General features: G+C 62.2%; 15 protein-coding genes. 8 read left to right on the top strand and 7 right to left on the bottom strand.

Annotated features, from left to right (window positions below):
* Positions 1–70: 70 nt before the first annotated feature.
* Positions 71–442, bottom strand: a complete 372-nt coding sequence (locus AC1MDC_RS13565; protein ID WP_480393135.1) for a response regulator — start codon at positions 440–442, stop codon at positions 71–73.
* Complete coding sequence (locus AC1MDC_RS13570; protein WP_480393136.1) at positions 442–2403, bottom strand: PAS domain-containing sensor histidine kinase; 1962 nt, start codon at positions 2401–2403, stop codon at positions 442–444. The genes AC1MDC_RS13565 and AC1MDC_RS13570 overlap by 1 nt, the downstream gene beginning before the upstream one ends.
* A gap of 339 nt (positions 2404–2742) precedes the next feature.
* On the opposite strand from AC1MDC_RS13570, the gene AC1MDC_RS13575 reads away from it, so the two are divergent.
* Positions 2743–3708: a quinone oxidoreductase family protein gene (locus AC1MDC_RS13575; RefSeq protein ID WP_480393137.1), complete on the top strand. Its 966-nt coding sequence runs from the start codon at positions 2743–2745 to the stop codon at positions 3706–3708.
* Here AC1MDC_RS13575 and AC1MDC_RS13580 read toward each other — a convergent pair.
* On the bottom strand, positions 3695–4924 hold the full coding sequence (locus AC1MDC_RS13580; protein ID WP_480393138.1) for an MFS transporter: 1230 nt from the start codon (positions 4922–4924) through the stop codon (positions 3695–3697). The two genes, AC1MDC_RS13575 and AC1MDC_RS13580, sit on opposite strands and share 14 nt — an antisense overlap.
* 216 nt (positions 4925–5140) lie before the next feature.
* Between AC1MDC_RS13580 and AC1MDC_RS13585 the strand changes: the two genes are divergently transcribed.
* The 4 genes from AC1MDC_RS13585 (at position 5141) to AC1MDC_RS13600 (ending at position 8937) form a co-directional block, all read left to right on the top strand.
* A complete protein-coding gene (locus tag AC1MDC_RS13585; protein ID WP_085703678.1) occupies positions 5141–6487 on the top strand; it encodes an epoxide hydrolase family protein in 1347 nt (448 codons plus the stop codon).
* A 71-nt stretch (positions 6488–6558) separates the two neighbouring features.
* Positions 6559–7602 (top strand): alpha/beta fold hydrolase, encoded by a 1044-nt coding sequence (locus tag AC1MDC_RS13590; protein ID WP_085703679.1) that lies wholly within the window; start codon positions 6559–6561, stop codon positions 7600–7602.
* Positions 7603–7626: 24 nt separating this feature from the next.
* Positions 7627–8136, top strand: a complete 510-nt coding sequence (locus tag AC1MDC_RS13595) for a cytochrome P460 family protein (RefSeq protein ID WP_085703680.1) — start codon at positions 7627–7629, stop codon at positions 8134–8136.
* A 24-nt stretch (positions 8137–8160) separates the two neighbouring features.
* Positions 8161–8937, top strand: a complete 777-nt coding sequence (locus tag AC1MDC_RS13600; RefSeq protein ID WP_227235290.1) for an alpha/beta fold hydrolase — start codon at positions 8161–8163, stop codon at positions 8935–8937.
* A 46-nt stretch (positions 8938–8983) separates the two neighbouring features.
* Here the strand turns inward: AC1MDC_RS13600 and AC1MDC_RS13605 are convergent, their stop codons facing one another.
* Positions 8984–10198: an MFS transporter gene (locus AC1MDC_RS13605; protein ID WP_480393139.1), complete on the bottom strand. Its 1215-nt coding sequence runs from the start codon at positions 10196–10198 to the stop codon at positions 8984–8986.
* A 134-nt stretch (positions 10199–10332) separates the two neighbouring features.
* On the opposite strand from AC1MDC_RS13605, the gene AC1MDC_RS13610 reads away from it, so the two are divergent.
* The 3 genes from AC1MDC_RS13610 (at position 10333) to AC1MDC_RS13620 (ending at position 12560) form a co-directional block, all read left to right on the top strand.
* The gene (locus AC1MDC_RS13610; RefSeq protein WP_085703683.1) at positions 10333–11148 is read left to right on the top strand and encodes an AraC family transcriptional regulator; all 816 of its coding nucleotides are present in this window, start codon (positions 10333–10335) and stop codon (positions 11146–11148) included.
* 134 nt (positions 11149–11282) lie between these two features.
* Positions 11283–12032, top strand: coding sequence for a creatininase family protein (locus tag AC1MDC_RS13615; RefSeq protein WP_085703684.1), 750 nt, complete (start codon positions 11283–11285; stop codon positions 12030–12032).
* 66 nt (positions 12033–12098) lie between these two features.
* Positions 12099–12560: an aldehyde dehydrogenase family protein gene (locus AC1MDC_RS13620; protein ID WP_480393140.1), complete on the top strand. Its 462-nt coding sequence runs from the start codon at positions 12099–12101 to the stop codon at positions 12558–12560.
* 57 nt (positions 12561–12617) lie between these two features.
* Here the strand turns inward: AC1MDC_RS13620 and AC1MDC_RS13625 are convergent, their stop codons facing one another.
* The 3 genes from AC1MDC_RS13625 to AC1MDC_RS13635 form a co-directional block, all read right to left on the bottom strand.
* A complete protein-coding gene (locus tag AC1MDC_RS13625) occupies positions 12618–14051 on the bottom strand; it encodes a catalase (RefSeq protein ID WP_480393141.1) in 1434 nt (477 codons plus the stop codon).
* A gap of 136 nt (positions 14052–14187) precedes the next feature.
* A complete protein-coding gene (locus AC1MDC_RS13630; RefSeq protein ID WP_480393142.1) occupies positions 14188–14604 on the bottom strand; it encodes an organic hydroperoxide resistance protein in 417 nt (138 codons plus the stop codon).
* A 40-nt stretch (positions 14605–14644) separates the two neighbouring features.
* Positions 14645–15049: a hypothetical protein gene (locus tag AC1MDC_RS13635; RefSeq protein ID WP_085700390.1), complete on the bottom strand. Its 405-nt coding sequence runs from the start codon at positions 15047–15049 to the stop codon at positions 14645–14647.
* Positions 15050–15192 lie beyond the last annotated feature (143 nt).

A 15192-nucleotide genomic window follows, 5' to 3' on the forward strand; every position in this document is an offset into this window, starting at 1 on the left:
CTCCACGAGAAAGGGCCATTGCGTTGTTCGCGTTCAACATGTCGATTCCTTGTTCTGTTCGGCTGCACGCTCAGTCGAGGGGCAGGGCGGCACTCAGGGCCTTGAGCAATTGAGCTTCGCTGAACGGCTTGAACAGGCACTCCACCGCGCCACTGTTCAGCAGCTTTGCCTGTTCGCTGGCGTCGCCGTGAGCCGTGATGAAAATCACCGGAATGCGATAGTCACGGCGCAGCAGTTCCCGTTGCAGATCGGGGCCCGACATGCCGGGCATGGCCACGTCGAGAATCAGGCAATGCGTCAGGTCCAGGTAGGGCGATGACAGAAACGCCTGCGCCGAGGCAAATGCCTGGACGGTAAAGCCGAATTCCTTGATCAGGTCAGGCAGTGATTCACGAACCGATTCGTCGTCATCGACCACCGATACGAGCAAATGCGTACCCATCAATCATTCTCCACGGTGCGATCGGTGAGGTCGCGGTTAGCGGTTTGCGGCAAGTCCGTCGAATTCGGGATGGCAAAGGTAAACGTCGCGCCCGGGCCATCGTTGGCGGTCGCCCAGAGTTTGCCGTCGTGGCGCTCGATGATGGAGCGACTGATGGACAGACCAACGCCCATGCCCGAGCTTTTGGTGGTGTAGAAGGCATTGAAGATGCGCTCGATGTCCTGCGGATCGACGCCGTTGCCGCTGTCCTTCACCGCCAGATAAACGCTCTCGTCCGGCGCCAGACCGGTGCTGACGATCAATTGCCGGGCCCGGTCGTGGATCGCACTCATGGCCTCGGCGGCATTCATGATCAGGTTGAGGATCACCTGCTGAAGCTGAACCCGGTCCCCCCTGACCAGCGGCAGGGCTTCGGCAAACTCCGGATGCAGCACCACACCATTGCGTTGCAGTTCGCCCAGCAGCATGGCGATGACTTCCCGTGCCGCGTCATTCAGATTGACGTCTTCAATGGTGATGCTTTTCTTCGAGAACAGCGCCCGCAGTCGGTTGATCACATCGGCAGCACGATTGCCATCGCGAATGGTGCGGCGCGCGGTTTCCCTGGCGCCATCGACGTTCGGCGGGTCGGCACCGAGCATGCGCAGGCAGGTGCTGGCGTTGGTGATGATGCCGGCCAGCGGTTGATTGACCTCGTGGGCAATCGACGCCGTGACCGCGCCGAGGCTGGCGACTCTGGCCAGGTGAGTCAGTTCCGAGCGCGCTTTGCTCAAGACCTCTTCGGCAAGCCGGCGCTGGGTGATGTCCTGCAGCGCGGCGATGTATTCGAAACCGTCCGGTGCGTGGGGGATCGAGTGCGCCACCAGCCGCACGTATTTCACCGTGCCGTCGGGCATCAGCAGCCGGTGCTCATGTTCGAAGTCACGCCCCTTGCGGCGCTGGCGCTTGATCATTTCCCGATGGCTGGAAATGTCGTCCGGGTGCACGCGGCGATAGATCGCATCGAAGCCGGGCGGGGTGTCCGGGTCCAGTTCAAGGATGCGGTAGACCTCGTCCGACCAGGTGATCTCGTCGGTGCTCACCCGCCAGGAAAACGTACCGGTGGCGCTCAGGCGCTGGGCCTTGGCCAGAAAGACTTCCGCCCGTTTGCGGTCTTCGATGTCGGTGTTCTCGCCGTACCAGCGCACGACCTGCCCGGTGTCATCGCGCTGGGGCACGGCGCGGATCAGAAACCAGCGGTAAACCCCGTCGAAGCGCTTCAGGCGGGCCTCGTACTCACCGGCGTTGCCCGATTGCAGAATCGTTTGCCAGTAAACCGCCAGCCCCGGCGCATCGTCCGGGTGGATGGACGCCGTCCAGCCATGGCCGCAAGCCTGTTCGAGGGACATGCCGGTGTAGTCGCACCAGCGTTGATTGACGAAACCGACGCTGCCTTCAGGCGAAGCGCTCCAGACAAAACCGGGAACGGCATCGATGATCCCGCGCAGACGTTCTTCCGAAGCGCTGACTTCGGCGAGGGCACTGGCGATCAAGATCTTGTCCCGCCGGCGTTCATCGATATCGACCTGCAGCACACACCAGCGCGTAATGGCACCTTCGTTGTCTCTGATCGGCAGGCCGCGCACATGGAACCAGCGATAGACACCGTCGGCGCGACGGATGCGATGCTCGTTCTCATAGGGTGTGCCGGTGCCGACTGAATGCATCCACGCGGCGATGACCGAGGGCAGGTCGTCCGGGTGCACGGTTTCGCTGGTCTGCCATTTTTTCAGTTCGTGGAGCGGGGCGCCGATGTAGTCCATGATTTGCCGGTTGACCTGTTCCAGCTCACCGGAAGGCGTCATGAAGGCGACCATGGCCGGGATGCTGTCGATGATGGCTTCGACCCCCGGCGCTGGCATGACCGCGTCATCCGCGCGGCCTGAAGCGTCCTCGATGACGCGCTCCTGCTCGTTCGTCATACCGATTCTCGTTGTGTGCAGTCACCGTTGAACAAAGATGCGCCTTCGGATGGCGCGCGCCCATCATACTTTGGTGTCGCCCGTCGCGAATATCGGCCGCCATCGCACGCTGCGACGGACATCACAGTGGCACTTTTGTAAGCCACTGTATCTACGGCCCCTCGAGCCATACAAACATGCAAATCAGCCTGTTCGAGAAACCGCGAGGATACATCCGCCGCGCAGTCTTGGCCCTGGTTTCAACGTCCTCCGACGATTGAATGAAAACGATGTGACGTCCGCACTCCTGCCACCGCAAAGGCAGCAGGACAGGCCGTCCCTTTGACAGGGCAGAACATTATGAAAGCAGTGGTAATCGAGGCCTTCGGCGGGCCTGAAGTCTTGATGGTGAAAGACATTCAACTGGCAGAACCGGGGCCCGGACAGGTCCTGGTCAAGGTCATGGCGGCAGGTATCAATTTCATGGACACCGGTGCCCGACGCGGGCTCGGCGCTGCCTGGGAACTGCCGCTGACACTGGGCGCAGAAGGCGCCGGCATCGTTCTGGCCACCGGCCCGCAGGTGACGGAGTTCAGTGTCGGTAACCGCGTGGCCTGGCATTACGTGCCGGGCAGTTACGCTGAACAGGTGATCGCCCCGGTCAGCCAGTTGGTGCCGTTGCCGGACGAGATCGACTTCACCACCGCCGCCAGCCTGATGATGCAAGGCCTGACCGCCAGCAATCTGGTGGACAAGGTGCATGCGATCCAGCCGGGCGACGTAGCCTTCGTGCATGCGGCGGCCGGGGGCGTGGGGCTGATGCTGACCCAACTGATCAAACTGCTGGGCGGCAAGGTCATAGGCCGGGTTTCTCATGCCGACAAGGTCGAGGCGGTACTCGCGGCGGGGGCGGACTATGTGGTGATCGGGCGGGCGCAAAACATTGCCGGACAGGTCCTGCGCCTGACCGACGGCCAGCGGGTGAATGTGGTGTACGACGGCACGGGCGCGGAAGGTTTCGCCGACTCGCTGGAGATGTTGGACTACTTCGGCACACTGGCCTTGTACGGACCGTTCATGAACCCGACACCGCCGATCGATATCTTCAGCATGCCGCGCAGCATCAAGCTGACGTATCCCTCGGTCATGCACTACGTGCGCAACCGCGAGGTGCTGCTGGAAAAATCCCGGCAACTGTTCGCGTGGGTCAGTGCCGGCAAACTGAAAGCCGTGATCGGCAAGCGTTATTCACTGGATGATGCGCAACAGGCCCATCGCGATATCGAGTCGCGCAACACGACGGGCAAGCTGATCATCGTTCCCTAGTGCCACGCCGGATCAGCAGGACCGCCAACACCTGGCTACCGGCGAAAAACATGAACAGGTGTTGTGCGGTCCATCCGGCATCCAGCAGAAACCCGGCGACCACCGGCGAAATGATCGCCCCCAGACGCCCCATCGCCAGCACCACACCGACGCCAGTCGTGCGAACCGACGTGCAGAACGCTTGAGGGGCCAGGACAAACAGAGCCGCGACTGCACCATTGAGCATCAGCCCCAGCGTGACCGCCACGAGTGCCGCCAGACCGGGAACGTGCGAGGCCGGTACCATCAGCGGCAGCAGTGCTGCGTCAAGCAGCAGAAAACCCGACAACAAACGTCGGCAGCCGAAACGATTGGCTGCCAGACCCAGAAACAGGGCGCCGAGCATGCCACCCAGCGCCAAAAGCATCCCGATCCGGGCGCCTTGCTGGTCGGTAAAGCCATTGTCGACCAACAGGGCCGGCGTCCAGCTCATCACGAAGTAAAAGCAGAACATCAACAGAAAGAGTGCCAGTGCCAGCGACAGAGTCTGTTGCCACTGACCGGGTGAAAACGGCTGGCTGACGTCGTCAGGCGATAGAGGAGGAATTGGCGCGCGGTGTTCAAGTGCCAGAAATGACGGCGACTCTCGCAGCCAAAAGACACCGGCCAACGCCGCCGCCAGCGTGATGCAGCCCCCGGCGAGAAAGACATACCGCCAGCCCATCAAGTCATTCAGTCCATGCGCCAGCACACCGCCCAGACTGGCGCCCATGGCGAAGGCGAGAGATTGCAACGCGACGGCCAGATTGCGCCGCTGCGGGCTGGCGTGTTCGAACGTCAGCACGTTCGCGCCGACCAGCACCGCCCCAGTGCCGATGCCGGTCAGCAGACGCAGGAACATCAGCACGTGATGATCCGGACTCCAGAACGACAGCAACATACCCAGGCCACTGAGCAGCAGGCCGGCAAGCAATAAAGGTCTGCGCCCGAAGCGGTCGGCCCTGGGCGCAGCCAGCAACGAACCGAGCGCCATCCCGACCAGGCTTGCGCTCAACAACAGGCCCAGTTGCGCGCCGTTCAACGCCCACTCCGCCGCTACCCGGCTGGCGGTGAAGGCCATGGCCATCACGTCGAGTCCGTCGATCACGTTGAACAGCATGCACAGCCCGATCACCCACCATTGCGAAGTGGTCGATGGCGTAGTGCTCAGGCGTTCGAGCGCTGTTTCCCCACGCATCCGCAATCCTTGTTCCGCTCTGTCATTCAAATGGGCCGTTTCCCCGCCGCATTCTGCCCGTTAACCGCTGCTGAATTCGAGCGCGATTTTGCGCGCCAGGCCAGCGCGTCATACCAAGGTATCGACCGACACCATCGTGTAATCGTCCCGATGCCAGCGCGGTGGTCTGATCCGATTGGCGATGCCTTTCGAATAATGACTACAAGGAGATCCATCATGGTTGCGGTTCTGTCCGGTCTCACCTGGCGCCATTGCCTGGCGTCATCCATCAGGGGCGGCGCGCTCGGCCTTGCCGTACTCGCTGGCAGCAGCGGCGCCTGGGCCACGACGCCGGCCGCGGATTCATCGCAAGCCATTCGCCCGTACACCGTGCATGTCGACGAAGCGAAGTTGAGCGACTTGCGCAAACGCATTGCCGACACCCGCTGGCCGGACAAGGAAACGGTCAACGACGTGTCCCAGGGTGTGCAACTGGCGCAGGTCCAGGCACTGGTCAAGTACTGGGGCAATGGCTATGACTGGCGCAAGGCCGAAGCGAAGCTCAACGCCTTGCCGGAATTCGTGACCACCATCGACGGCGTCGATATCCAGTTCATTCATGTGCGCTCGCGCAATCCCAATGCGATGCCGCTGATCCTCACCCACGGCTGGCCGGGTTCGCAGTTCGAGTTCCTCAAGACCATCGGTCCGCTGACCGATCCCGTGGCCTACGGTGGCAAGGTCGAGGACTCGTTCGATGTGGTGATCCCGTCGATTCCCGGCCATGGTTTTTCCGGCAAGCCGACCGAACTCGGCTGGGGGCCTGACCGGGTGGCGAAGGCCTGGGATGTGTTGATGCAACGTCTGGGCTACAGCCATTACGTGTCCCAGGGTGGCGATCATGGTTCGGTGATTTCCGATGCGCTGGGCCGCCTGGCGCCGCCCGGCTTGCTGGGCATCCACCTGAACATGCCGGCCACCGTGCCGCCGGAACTGGTCAAACCGATCAACAGCGGTGATCCGGCTCCAGCGGGACTGACCGCACCGGAGGTCACGGCCTTCAATTCGCTCAGCCAGTTCTTCGGCCGCAACGCCGCTTACGGCGCAATGATGGTGACCCGGCCGCAGACCATCGGCTATCTGCTGGCCGACTCGCCCGCCGGCACGGCAGCGTGGATGTACGAAAAATTTGCCGCGTGGACCGACAGCGACGGTCAGCCCGAGAAAGTCCTGAGCCGCGATGAAATGCTCGACGACATCAGCCTGTACTGGCTGACCGACAGCGGGGCGTCGTCCTCCCGTTTCTACTGGGAGAACAACAACAATAACTTCAGCGCCGCCGCGCAGAAGACCGCGGACATCAAGGTGCCGGTGGCGATCACCGTATTCCCCCACGAGATCTACCGTGCGCCGAAAGTCTGGTCGCAGCGCGCCTATCCCTCGCTGGCCTACTTCAGCGAAGTCAGCAAGGGCGGGCACTTCGCGGCATGGGAACAACCGCAACTGTTCAGCGAAGAACTGCGCGAAGCCTTCCGGCCACTGCGTGCGGCTGCGCAGAAAACCGCTGCGCAGGCAGCGCGCTAACCCTTCAATCCGCAAGCCCTTCAAACCAAAGAACGGAACCGCCGCCCGGCGGTTCACGAGGGAGACTCGGCATGACTGACTCTAATGCTCTAACCCCATCCCGGCGCTTGCTCACCGTTTCGATGCTGGCGCTTGCGCTGGGCATTGCCTCGGCATACGCCAGCGCCACCGAAGTGCCCGCCGGCAAGATCGACGCCATTACCGCCGGCACCAACGTATCCTTCGGCGCGCTGAAACACGTCAAGGCCGGATTGCTGGACGTGTCCTACGCCGAAGTCGGGCCCGCCGACGGTCCGGTGGTCATCCTGCTGCACGGCTGGCCATACGATATTCACAGCTACACCGACGTGGCACCGGCACTGGCGCAGAAGGGTTATCGGGTGCTGATTCCTTACGCGCGCGGCTATGGAGACACACGTTTCCTGTCTGCCAAAACCGTGCGCAACGGTCAGCCGGCGGCGCTGGCGAAGGATCTGATCGACTTCATGGACGCACTGAAGATCAAGCAGGCCGTGCTCGGCGGTTATGACTGGGGCGCGCGCACCGCCGACATCGTCGCCGCGCTCTGGCCCGAACGGGTGAAAGCGCTGGTGGCGGTGAGCGGTTACCTGATCGGCAGCCAGGACGCCGGCAAGACGCCGCTGCCGCCGGCGGCGGAGTTGCAGTGGTGGTATCAGTTCTACTTTGCGACCGAGCGCGGCCGCCTGGGCTACGAAAAAAACACCCATGACTTCGCCAGACTGATCTGGCAGCTGGCCTCGCCGAAATGGAACTTCGACGACGCCACCTATGACCGCAGTGCCGCCGCGTTGCAGAATCCGGATCACGTCGCCGTGTCGATCTTCAACTATCGCTGGCGCCTGGGACTGATCAAAGGGGAGGCGCAATACGATCCGCTGGAGAAAAAACTGGCGGCATTCCCCTCGATCGGCGTGCCGACCATCACCCTCGAAGGCGACGCCAATGGCGCGCCGCACCCACCGGCCGAGGCCTACGCCAAACGCTTCACTGGCAAGTACGAATACCGGCTGATCAGCGGCGGCATCGGCCACAACCTGCCACAAGAAGCGCCGCAGGCGTTCGCTCAGGCGGTGATCGATGCCGATCATCTCTGATCGCTGGCTGAAGGGGATCCGACGATGAAACTCAACCATTGGGCCGTGCTGCCAGCGGCCATTGCGCTCGCGGCACTGGCGGCTGCCGGTGTCGCTTTGGGCCAGGCCGATGACGGCGAAGCGTCGCCGATCTACGGCGTGAAGCTGCCGAAAAACTACCGCCAGTGGGCACTGATTGCTCCGGCACAGGAAGCCGCGCCGCTGAATGAACTGCGCGCGGTACTGGGCAATGACCGGGCGATCAAGGCTTACCAGGGCAAGACGCTGCCGTTTCCCGAGGGCACGGTGCTGGTGAAGCTGGCGTGGAAGCACGTGCAGTCGCCGGAATTCGAGCCAGCCTCGATTCCGGGGGCGGCCACCACCGTTCAGGTGATGGTCAAGGACTCGCGCCAATACGCCTCGACCGGTGGCTGGGGATTCGGCCGGTTCATCAACGGCAAACCCGCCGATGAAGCCCAGCACCAGACCTGCTTTGCCTGCCATCAGGCGCGGGTGCAGAACCACGATTTTGTCTTCACCCGATACGCCCCCTGAATCTGTCATACGAGGAACATCCACATGAAAAAAACACTGACTGCACTCAGCATCGCTGCCGGCCTGTGCCTGGGCGCCAATGCCTTCGCCCAAACCGCCAAACCCACGGTCGTGCTGGTGCACGGTGCGTTTGCCGACGCGTCGAGCTGGAATGGCGTGGCGAAAATTCTCGAGAAGGATGGCTACACGGTGATCGCCGCCGCCAATCCGTTGCGCGGCGTCAAGAGCGATGGCGCAGCGGTATCGGCATTGCTGAGCAGCATCCAGTCGCCGGTGGTGCTGGTCGGTCACTCCTATGGCGGCAACGTCATCAGTGAGGCAGCCAACGATCATGCCAATGTCAAAGCACTGGTGTACGTCAGCGCCTTCGCCCCCGAAACGGGTGAGACCGTCGCAGGACTCGCCGGCAAGTTTCCCGGCAGCACCCTCGGGCCAACGCTGGCGCCACCCGTTGCGCTGGCCGATGGCGGCAAGGACTTGTACATCCAGCAGAGCAAATTCCACGACCAGTTCGCCGCCGACGTGCCGGCTGCACAAGCGGCCCTGATGGCTGCGACCCAACGCCCGGTGACCGAAGCGGCGCTGAACGAACAGGCCGGAACGCCGGCCTGGAAGCATATTCCGTCGTGGTACATCTACGGCGACAAGGACAAGAACATCCCGCCCCAGGCGATGGCGTTCATGGCCAAGCGTGCAGATGCCAAGGCGGTCGAGGTGGTGAAGGGCGGCTCTCACGTGGTGATGGTGTCGAACCCGGCGCCAGTGGCCCGATTGATTGAAAAAGCCGCGGCGGCCAACTGAAACCCTGCGACGTGCCGAGGCGCGTCGCAGGTCTGTCACTTCGCGCTCAGGCAGCGGACACCTGCGGCGATCTTGCCGGTGCCAGTCTGAGCAGCGGGGTGATGCCGAGCATCAACAGCAGTACCGCGAACAGCAAGGTGTACGCCGGGCCATAGTGCCCGGCGTATTCGCGCAGGGCACCGAACAACAGCGGCCCGAGCGCGGCAATCAGGTAACCGATGAACAACATGAACACCGTCCACAATCCGGCCTGTTCGCTGGTGCTGGCGTGATCCAGCGGCAAGGTCATGGCCACGGTGAAACCCATGCCCAACCCGATGGCCGCGAGCACCACGTACAGCATCGGCGAGTACGCCGGCAGGAACGCCATGCCGCCCACCCCGAGCAGGGCCAGCAACGCCGACAACCCGAGCAAACCGCGCCGGTCGTGGGCCTTGCCCGGAATCAGTCCCGCACCCACGCTGGCGACGGCGAACACCGCCGTAAAAATGCCCAGCAGGATGCCCGGGGAAATACTCGACGTGGCCGCTTCCACCGAGGCAGGCGCCATCCAGGCGAAGAGGGCGTAGACCACGAATTGACCGGCACCGAAATTCAACGCAATCAGCCACGCCTGCAGCTTGCCCCATGGCAGGCGTTTGCTCGGGTTCGACGGCGATTTCACCGCTGGCGCCGGTGTCGCAAAACGCCGTGCCATCCACACCCAACTGACGATGGCAGTGAGGCACAGCACGCTCCAGACTCCGGCGCTGACCCGCCAGTCTTGCGCCAGCTCGGCAATCGGCGCACTGAGCACCGCCGCGAGGGTCGCGCCCAGACTCAGGCCGCCGGCATAAATGCCCATGAACAGCGCCGGCCGTTGCGCAAAGTGGGTCTTGATCCACGCACCGGTCATCGCGCCGGCGACGGCAATGCCGATGCTGGCGAAGAACGTACTGCCGAGCAGGAACAATGCGTTTGGCGAGATCGCCCGCAGCAAGGTGGACGCGCCCAACAGTGTCAGCGCGACGACGACACTGCGATCAATCCCGAAACGTCGGGCCAGGCTCGGAACCAGCAATGCAAACACGCCCATGCACACGTCGGGAATCGAGGTCAGCAGCGCGGCCTGGGTGTAGCTCAACTGGAAGTGCTGCTGGATCAACAGCAGAATCGGGCCCACCGAGATGATCGGCGGACGCAGGGCGATGGACAGGATCAGCAGGCCGATCACCGCCGTGACGCTCTGCTGGTGGCCGGAGAGATTGCGGGTGATTGCCATGGTCAAGGCCTCATTGATGAACAATGAGCGCAAGGCTAACAATGGGCCGGCCATGGAAAATGCCAGGATTTGTCGCCAAAGTGACAATCGCCGCTTTACCACGATCAACGTCTGTTTTCAGGAGAAAACACTCGATGAAACAAGAGGTGCGAAAGGTCGTCGCAAAGCGAGAATCCGCGCCGCGCAGCGAACGTTATCCCGACTATCAGGATGTGCCGCGCGTAATGACCGTGCTGGTGCGCGATCAGGCCACCGGCGAGTACAACGAACCGCATGTACATCGACACGGGCAGTTGCTGTATGCCTCGAACGGCGTGATGCGGGTAGCCACCGAACGAGGGTTGTGGATCCTGCCGCCGAAGCGGGCGCTGTGGATTCCGCCCGGAATGATCCACGATCAGTTGATGCTGAGCGCCGTCAAAATGCGCTCGATCTACATCGACCCGCAGGTCTGCGCCGGGCTGGGCCCTCACTGCAAAGTGCTGGAGATCCCCGGACTGCTGCGCGAGTTGATTCTGGCCCTGGCCGAGCAGCCGATCGAGTATCCGCAGGAGGGGCGCAACGCGCACATCGTGGCGCTGATAATCAATGAGTTGCAGGCGGCGCGGACGTTGCCGATCGAAGTGCCGTGGCCGCTCGACCGGCGACTGGTCACGGTCTGCGAGGCGATTCTGCAGGACCCCGGACAAGACCATTCGATCGGCTATTGGGCAGACCGGGTCGGCGCCAGTTCGCGCACGCTGATTCGCTTGTTCGTCAATGAGACAGGCCTGAATTTTCGCCACTGGCTGCAGCAGGTGCGGCTGGCGACCGCCATCGACCGGCTCGACAAGGGGCAGTCCGTCGGGCTGATTGCCCGGGATCTGGGCTACGCCAGCCAGAGTGCATTCAGCGCAATGTTCAGACGGGTGATGGGCGAATCGCCCCGCGAATTTCTCGTCCGCGATTAGGGTGTTTTTACGATTCCGATACCTTCGTATTCTGTCGTTGAAGGGAGGCGGGTGGTATCAATGACGCTGCTGTTGCAGGTGCATTGAACACCCAGCCTCGTTCCGCGAGGAACCTTCGAAGAGTGAGAATCCTGATGCTTTTATACCTATCGACCTGGTCCGAAATAGCGCAATTTCTCGAACGCAGCCGCACCATCGTCATCCCGATCGGTTCCAACGAACAGCACGGGCCGACCGGCCTGCTGGGCACCGACTGGATGTGCCCGGAAATCATCGCCCATGAAGCGCAGAAGAACACCGACCTCCTGATCGCCCCGACTTTCAACATCGGCATGGCGCAGCATCACCTCGGTTTCCCCGGCACCATTTCGCTCAGGCCTTCGACCTTCATCGCTGCTATCGCCGACTGGACTCGTTCGCTGGCCGCCCACGGCTTTGAAAAGATCTTTTTCCTCAATGGCCACGGCGGCAACATCGCGTCAATCGAAGCCGCGTTTTCGGAGCTGTACGCTGAAGCGAGTTTCGCCCGCCGCAAAGCCGGGTTCGCCCTGAAGCTGTGCAACTGGTGGGACCTGGAAGGGGTTAACGAGCTGGCCCGTGAGCAGTTCCCGACCGGCCACGGCATTCATGCCACGCCTTCGGAAATCGCCGTGACCCAGTGGGCATACCCCGATTCCATCAAGTCCGCCGACTACTCGCCGCAGATCGCCAACTGGGGACCGATCCGTGAAGCGGCGGATTTCCGCGCCCGTCACCCGGATGGCCGCATGGGCTCGGACCCGGCGCAGGCTTCGCCGGAAAAAGGCCGGCAACTGGTGGAAATGGCCGCTCGCGGTCTGGTGCAGGAGGTGCAAGCCTTCAGCCGCGAATCACTACCCGACTGAACCATCGCCCTGATCAACGCCCGGATTTTCCGGGCGTTGCTGTTTCAACCCTTTGGGAATATCGCCATGTGCACTATCAAGCACAGCTACATCGATGGCGTGTTCGTGCCCGTTCAGGGCCGCGAAACGATCGAATGCATCAACCCGGCAACGGAATCTGTCATCGGCACCGTCACCCTGGCCAACCGAGACGACGCCAGGCAAGCCATCGCCGCCGCCCAGCGTGCGCAAAACACGATGGGGCGTACCTCCAAAGCCGAGCGTATCGACATGCTCAAGCGCCTTCAGGCGGCGGTACTGGAGAGCACCGACGAAATACGCGACACCGCCATCGAGAAATACGGCGCACCGTTGGCCCGTGCGCAATGGGTCAGCCAGTACGCGTCGCAGTCCTTCGCCAACGCAGCGCAGGTGCTGGAGAACTACGAGCTGGTCCGGTCTGTGGGGCATGCAGGGGTGATCATGGAGCCGGTCGGGGTGTCGGGGCTGGAAGCGTTTCTTGAAGCGAAAAGCATCGTAGAGGACTGACAACGGCAGCAGGGCCAGCAGGATCAATCCTGCCGGCCCTGCTTGCATCATTGCGGATCAGCCCAGCGCTTCGATGGCCTGCGCAACACCTGCACCGTACGCCGGATCGGCACGGGTGCAGTTATCGATGTGGCGTTGTCGGGTCTGGGCGCTGGCGCCATGGATCGAGCGCGCCGTGTTCTCAAACAAGACCTGTTGCCGGGCGGGCGACATGGCCCGGAACAGCGCACCCGGTTGCGAGAAGTAATCGTCGTCCTCGCGATGATTCCAGTGTCCGGCACTGCCTTTGAGGGCCAGCGGTGGCTCACTGAAATCCGGTTGCTCGGCCCACTGGCCGTAGCTGTTGGGCTCGTAGCCGATTGTGCTGCCCGCGTTCGCATCGGTGCGCATCTGGCCGTCCCGGTGATAGCTGTTGACCGGGCAGCGCGGCGCATTCACCGGGATCTGATGATGATTGACGCCGACGCGATAGCGCTGTGCATCGCCGTAGGAGAACAGTCGCGCCTGAAGCATTTTGTCCGGCGAGAAGCTGATGCCGGGCACCACGTTGGCCGGGTTGAAGGCTGCCTGTTCGACGTCGGCAAAGTAGTTGTCGGGGTTGCGGTTGAGTTCGAGCACACCGACTTCGATCAGCGGGTAATCCGCGTGGGGCCAGACTTTGGTCAGGTCGAACGGGTTGATCGGATAAGTCTCGGCATCCAGCTCCGGCATCACTTGCACGTAGAGCTTCCATTGCGGGAAGTGACCTTCCTCGATCGCGTTGTACAGGTCGCGCTGGGCGCTTTCGCGGTCATCGCCGATCAGGGTTGCGGCTTGTTGGTCGGTGAGGTTTTCAATGCCTTGCTGGGTCTTCCAGGTGAATTTCACCCAGAAACGCTCGTTCGCCGGGCTGATGAAACTGAAGGTATGGCTGCCGAAACCGTGCATATGGCGATAGGTGCGCGGCAGTCCGCGGTCGCTCATGACGATCGTGACCTGATGCAGCGCCTCGGGCAGCAGTGTCCAGAAATCCCAGTTGTTGCGGGCGCTGCGCAGGTTGGTGCGCGGGTCGCGTTTGACCGCATGGTTGAGGTCGGGGAATTTCAACGGATCGCGCAGAAAGAACACCGGCGTGTTGTTGCCCACCAGGTCCCAGTTGCCTTGCTCGGTATAGAACTTGATGGCGAATCCACGGATGTCACGCTCGGCATCCGCCGCGCCACGTTCGCCGGCCACGGTCGAGAAGCGCACGAACACATCGGTGGTCTTGCCCACGCTGGAAAACACTTTGGCCTTGGTGAAACGGGTGATGTCGTGGGTGACGGTGAAAGTGCCAAACGCACCCGAACCCTTGGCGTGCATGCGCCGCTCAGGAATGACTTCGCGATCGAAGTGCGCAAGTTTTTCCAGCAACCAAACGTCCTGCAACAGCATCGGGCCTCTCGGGCCGGCGGTCTGTACGTTGTTGTTATCAACCACGGGCGCGCCCGCGGCAGTCGTCAGCTTGTTCATGCGCAACTCCTGGCTTTTGTCGGTTTCCCGCCATCACATCAAAAGCCCCGGGCGCGATCTATTGCACCATGGTGTCGCCGGATAGTACGAAGGTGTGGTTGGAAGACTGGGCGTTTTGCTGTGGGCAAAAGGCGGATCAGGCGAGGGTGATGCTGACCTTGATGTTGTTGCGCGTGGCCTTGGAGTAAGGGCAATTCTGGTGCGCGGCGTCGATCAGTTGTTGCGCCACATCAGGCTCGATCTCCGGCAGTGACACCGCCAGTCTCGCCTGCAGGAAAAAACCCTGCTCCCCATGGACCAGATCGATTTGAGCATCGACTCCGGCCGTTGCCGGAAAACCGATCTTGCGCGCGTTGCAGGCATGGCGCAGTGAGCCCAGAAAACAGGCCGACCAGCACACGGCAAACAATTGCTCGGGGTTGGTTCCGCTGCCGGGTGCGCCCGGTGGAGAAAGCTTGAGATCCAGTCGGCCATCCTGACTGCGCCCTGTGCCCTCGCGACCTCCTGTGGTGTGGGTATGCGCGGAGTAGAGGGTTTTTTCGATATCAATCATGGGCATTCCCTGAAGAGCATTGCACAGCGAGAAGGGCGGTTCACGTTGCCCGTGTGGCTTCATGGCATTCGCGTATGGGCGCACCCGCTAAAGCGTCGGCCGTGGCCACGGCGTCAGTGCCGCGATGGCCCGGATTGTTGAGCAGAGTCGAGCGCGCGATCTCGATCAGCCAGGCGCGAAACGGAAAGCTCGGGTCATGGGCGGCCTGTTCCTGATAGAGCATCCTGAAAGCTTGCTGGACGAGGTTGCCGGTGTCTTCACGACGGATCCGCCCGGCCTGCGCCTGTCCCTCGTAAAAGGCGATGAGTAACGGCGTCACCGTCGCGAACAGTTGTTGCGCCTCCCCCCGGCCATGGCTGACGGCGCCCGCGACCAAGGCATACAGTTCGTCATTGCCGAGCCGGTCAGCCTCGCACAGGCAATTGTTGCGATAACCTTCAGCCATGGTCGAATCCCTCGCAAAACCATCGTTCGACTGAGCGAGGCGACCGAAAAGGTTCGCAGGTGGCCTGGCGTTCAGCGGTGAGATTCAAGCCTGCCTTCACGGCAGAATGACTGCCAGTTATGCGTTGTTAGCGTTTGTTAGTG

Source organism: Pseudomonas sp. 1, from assembly GCF_056626735.1.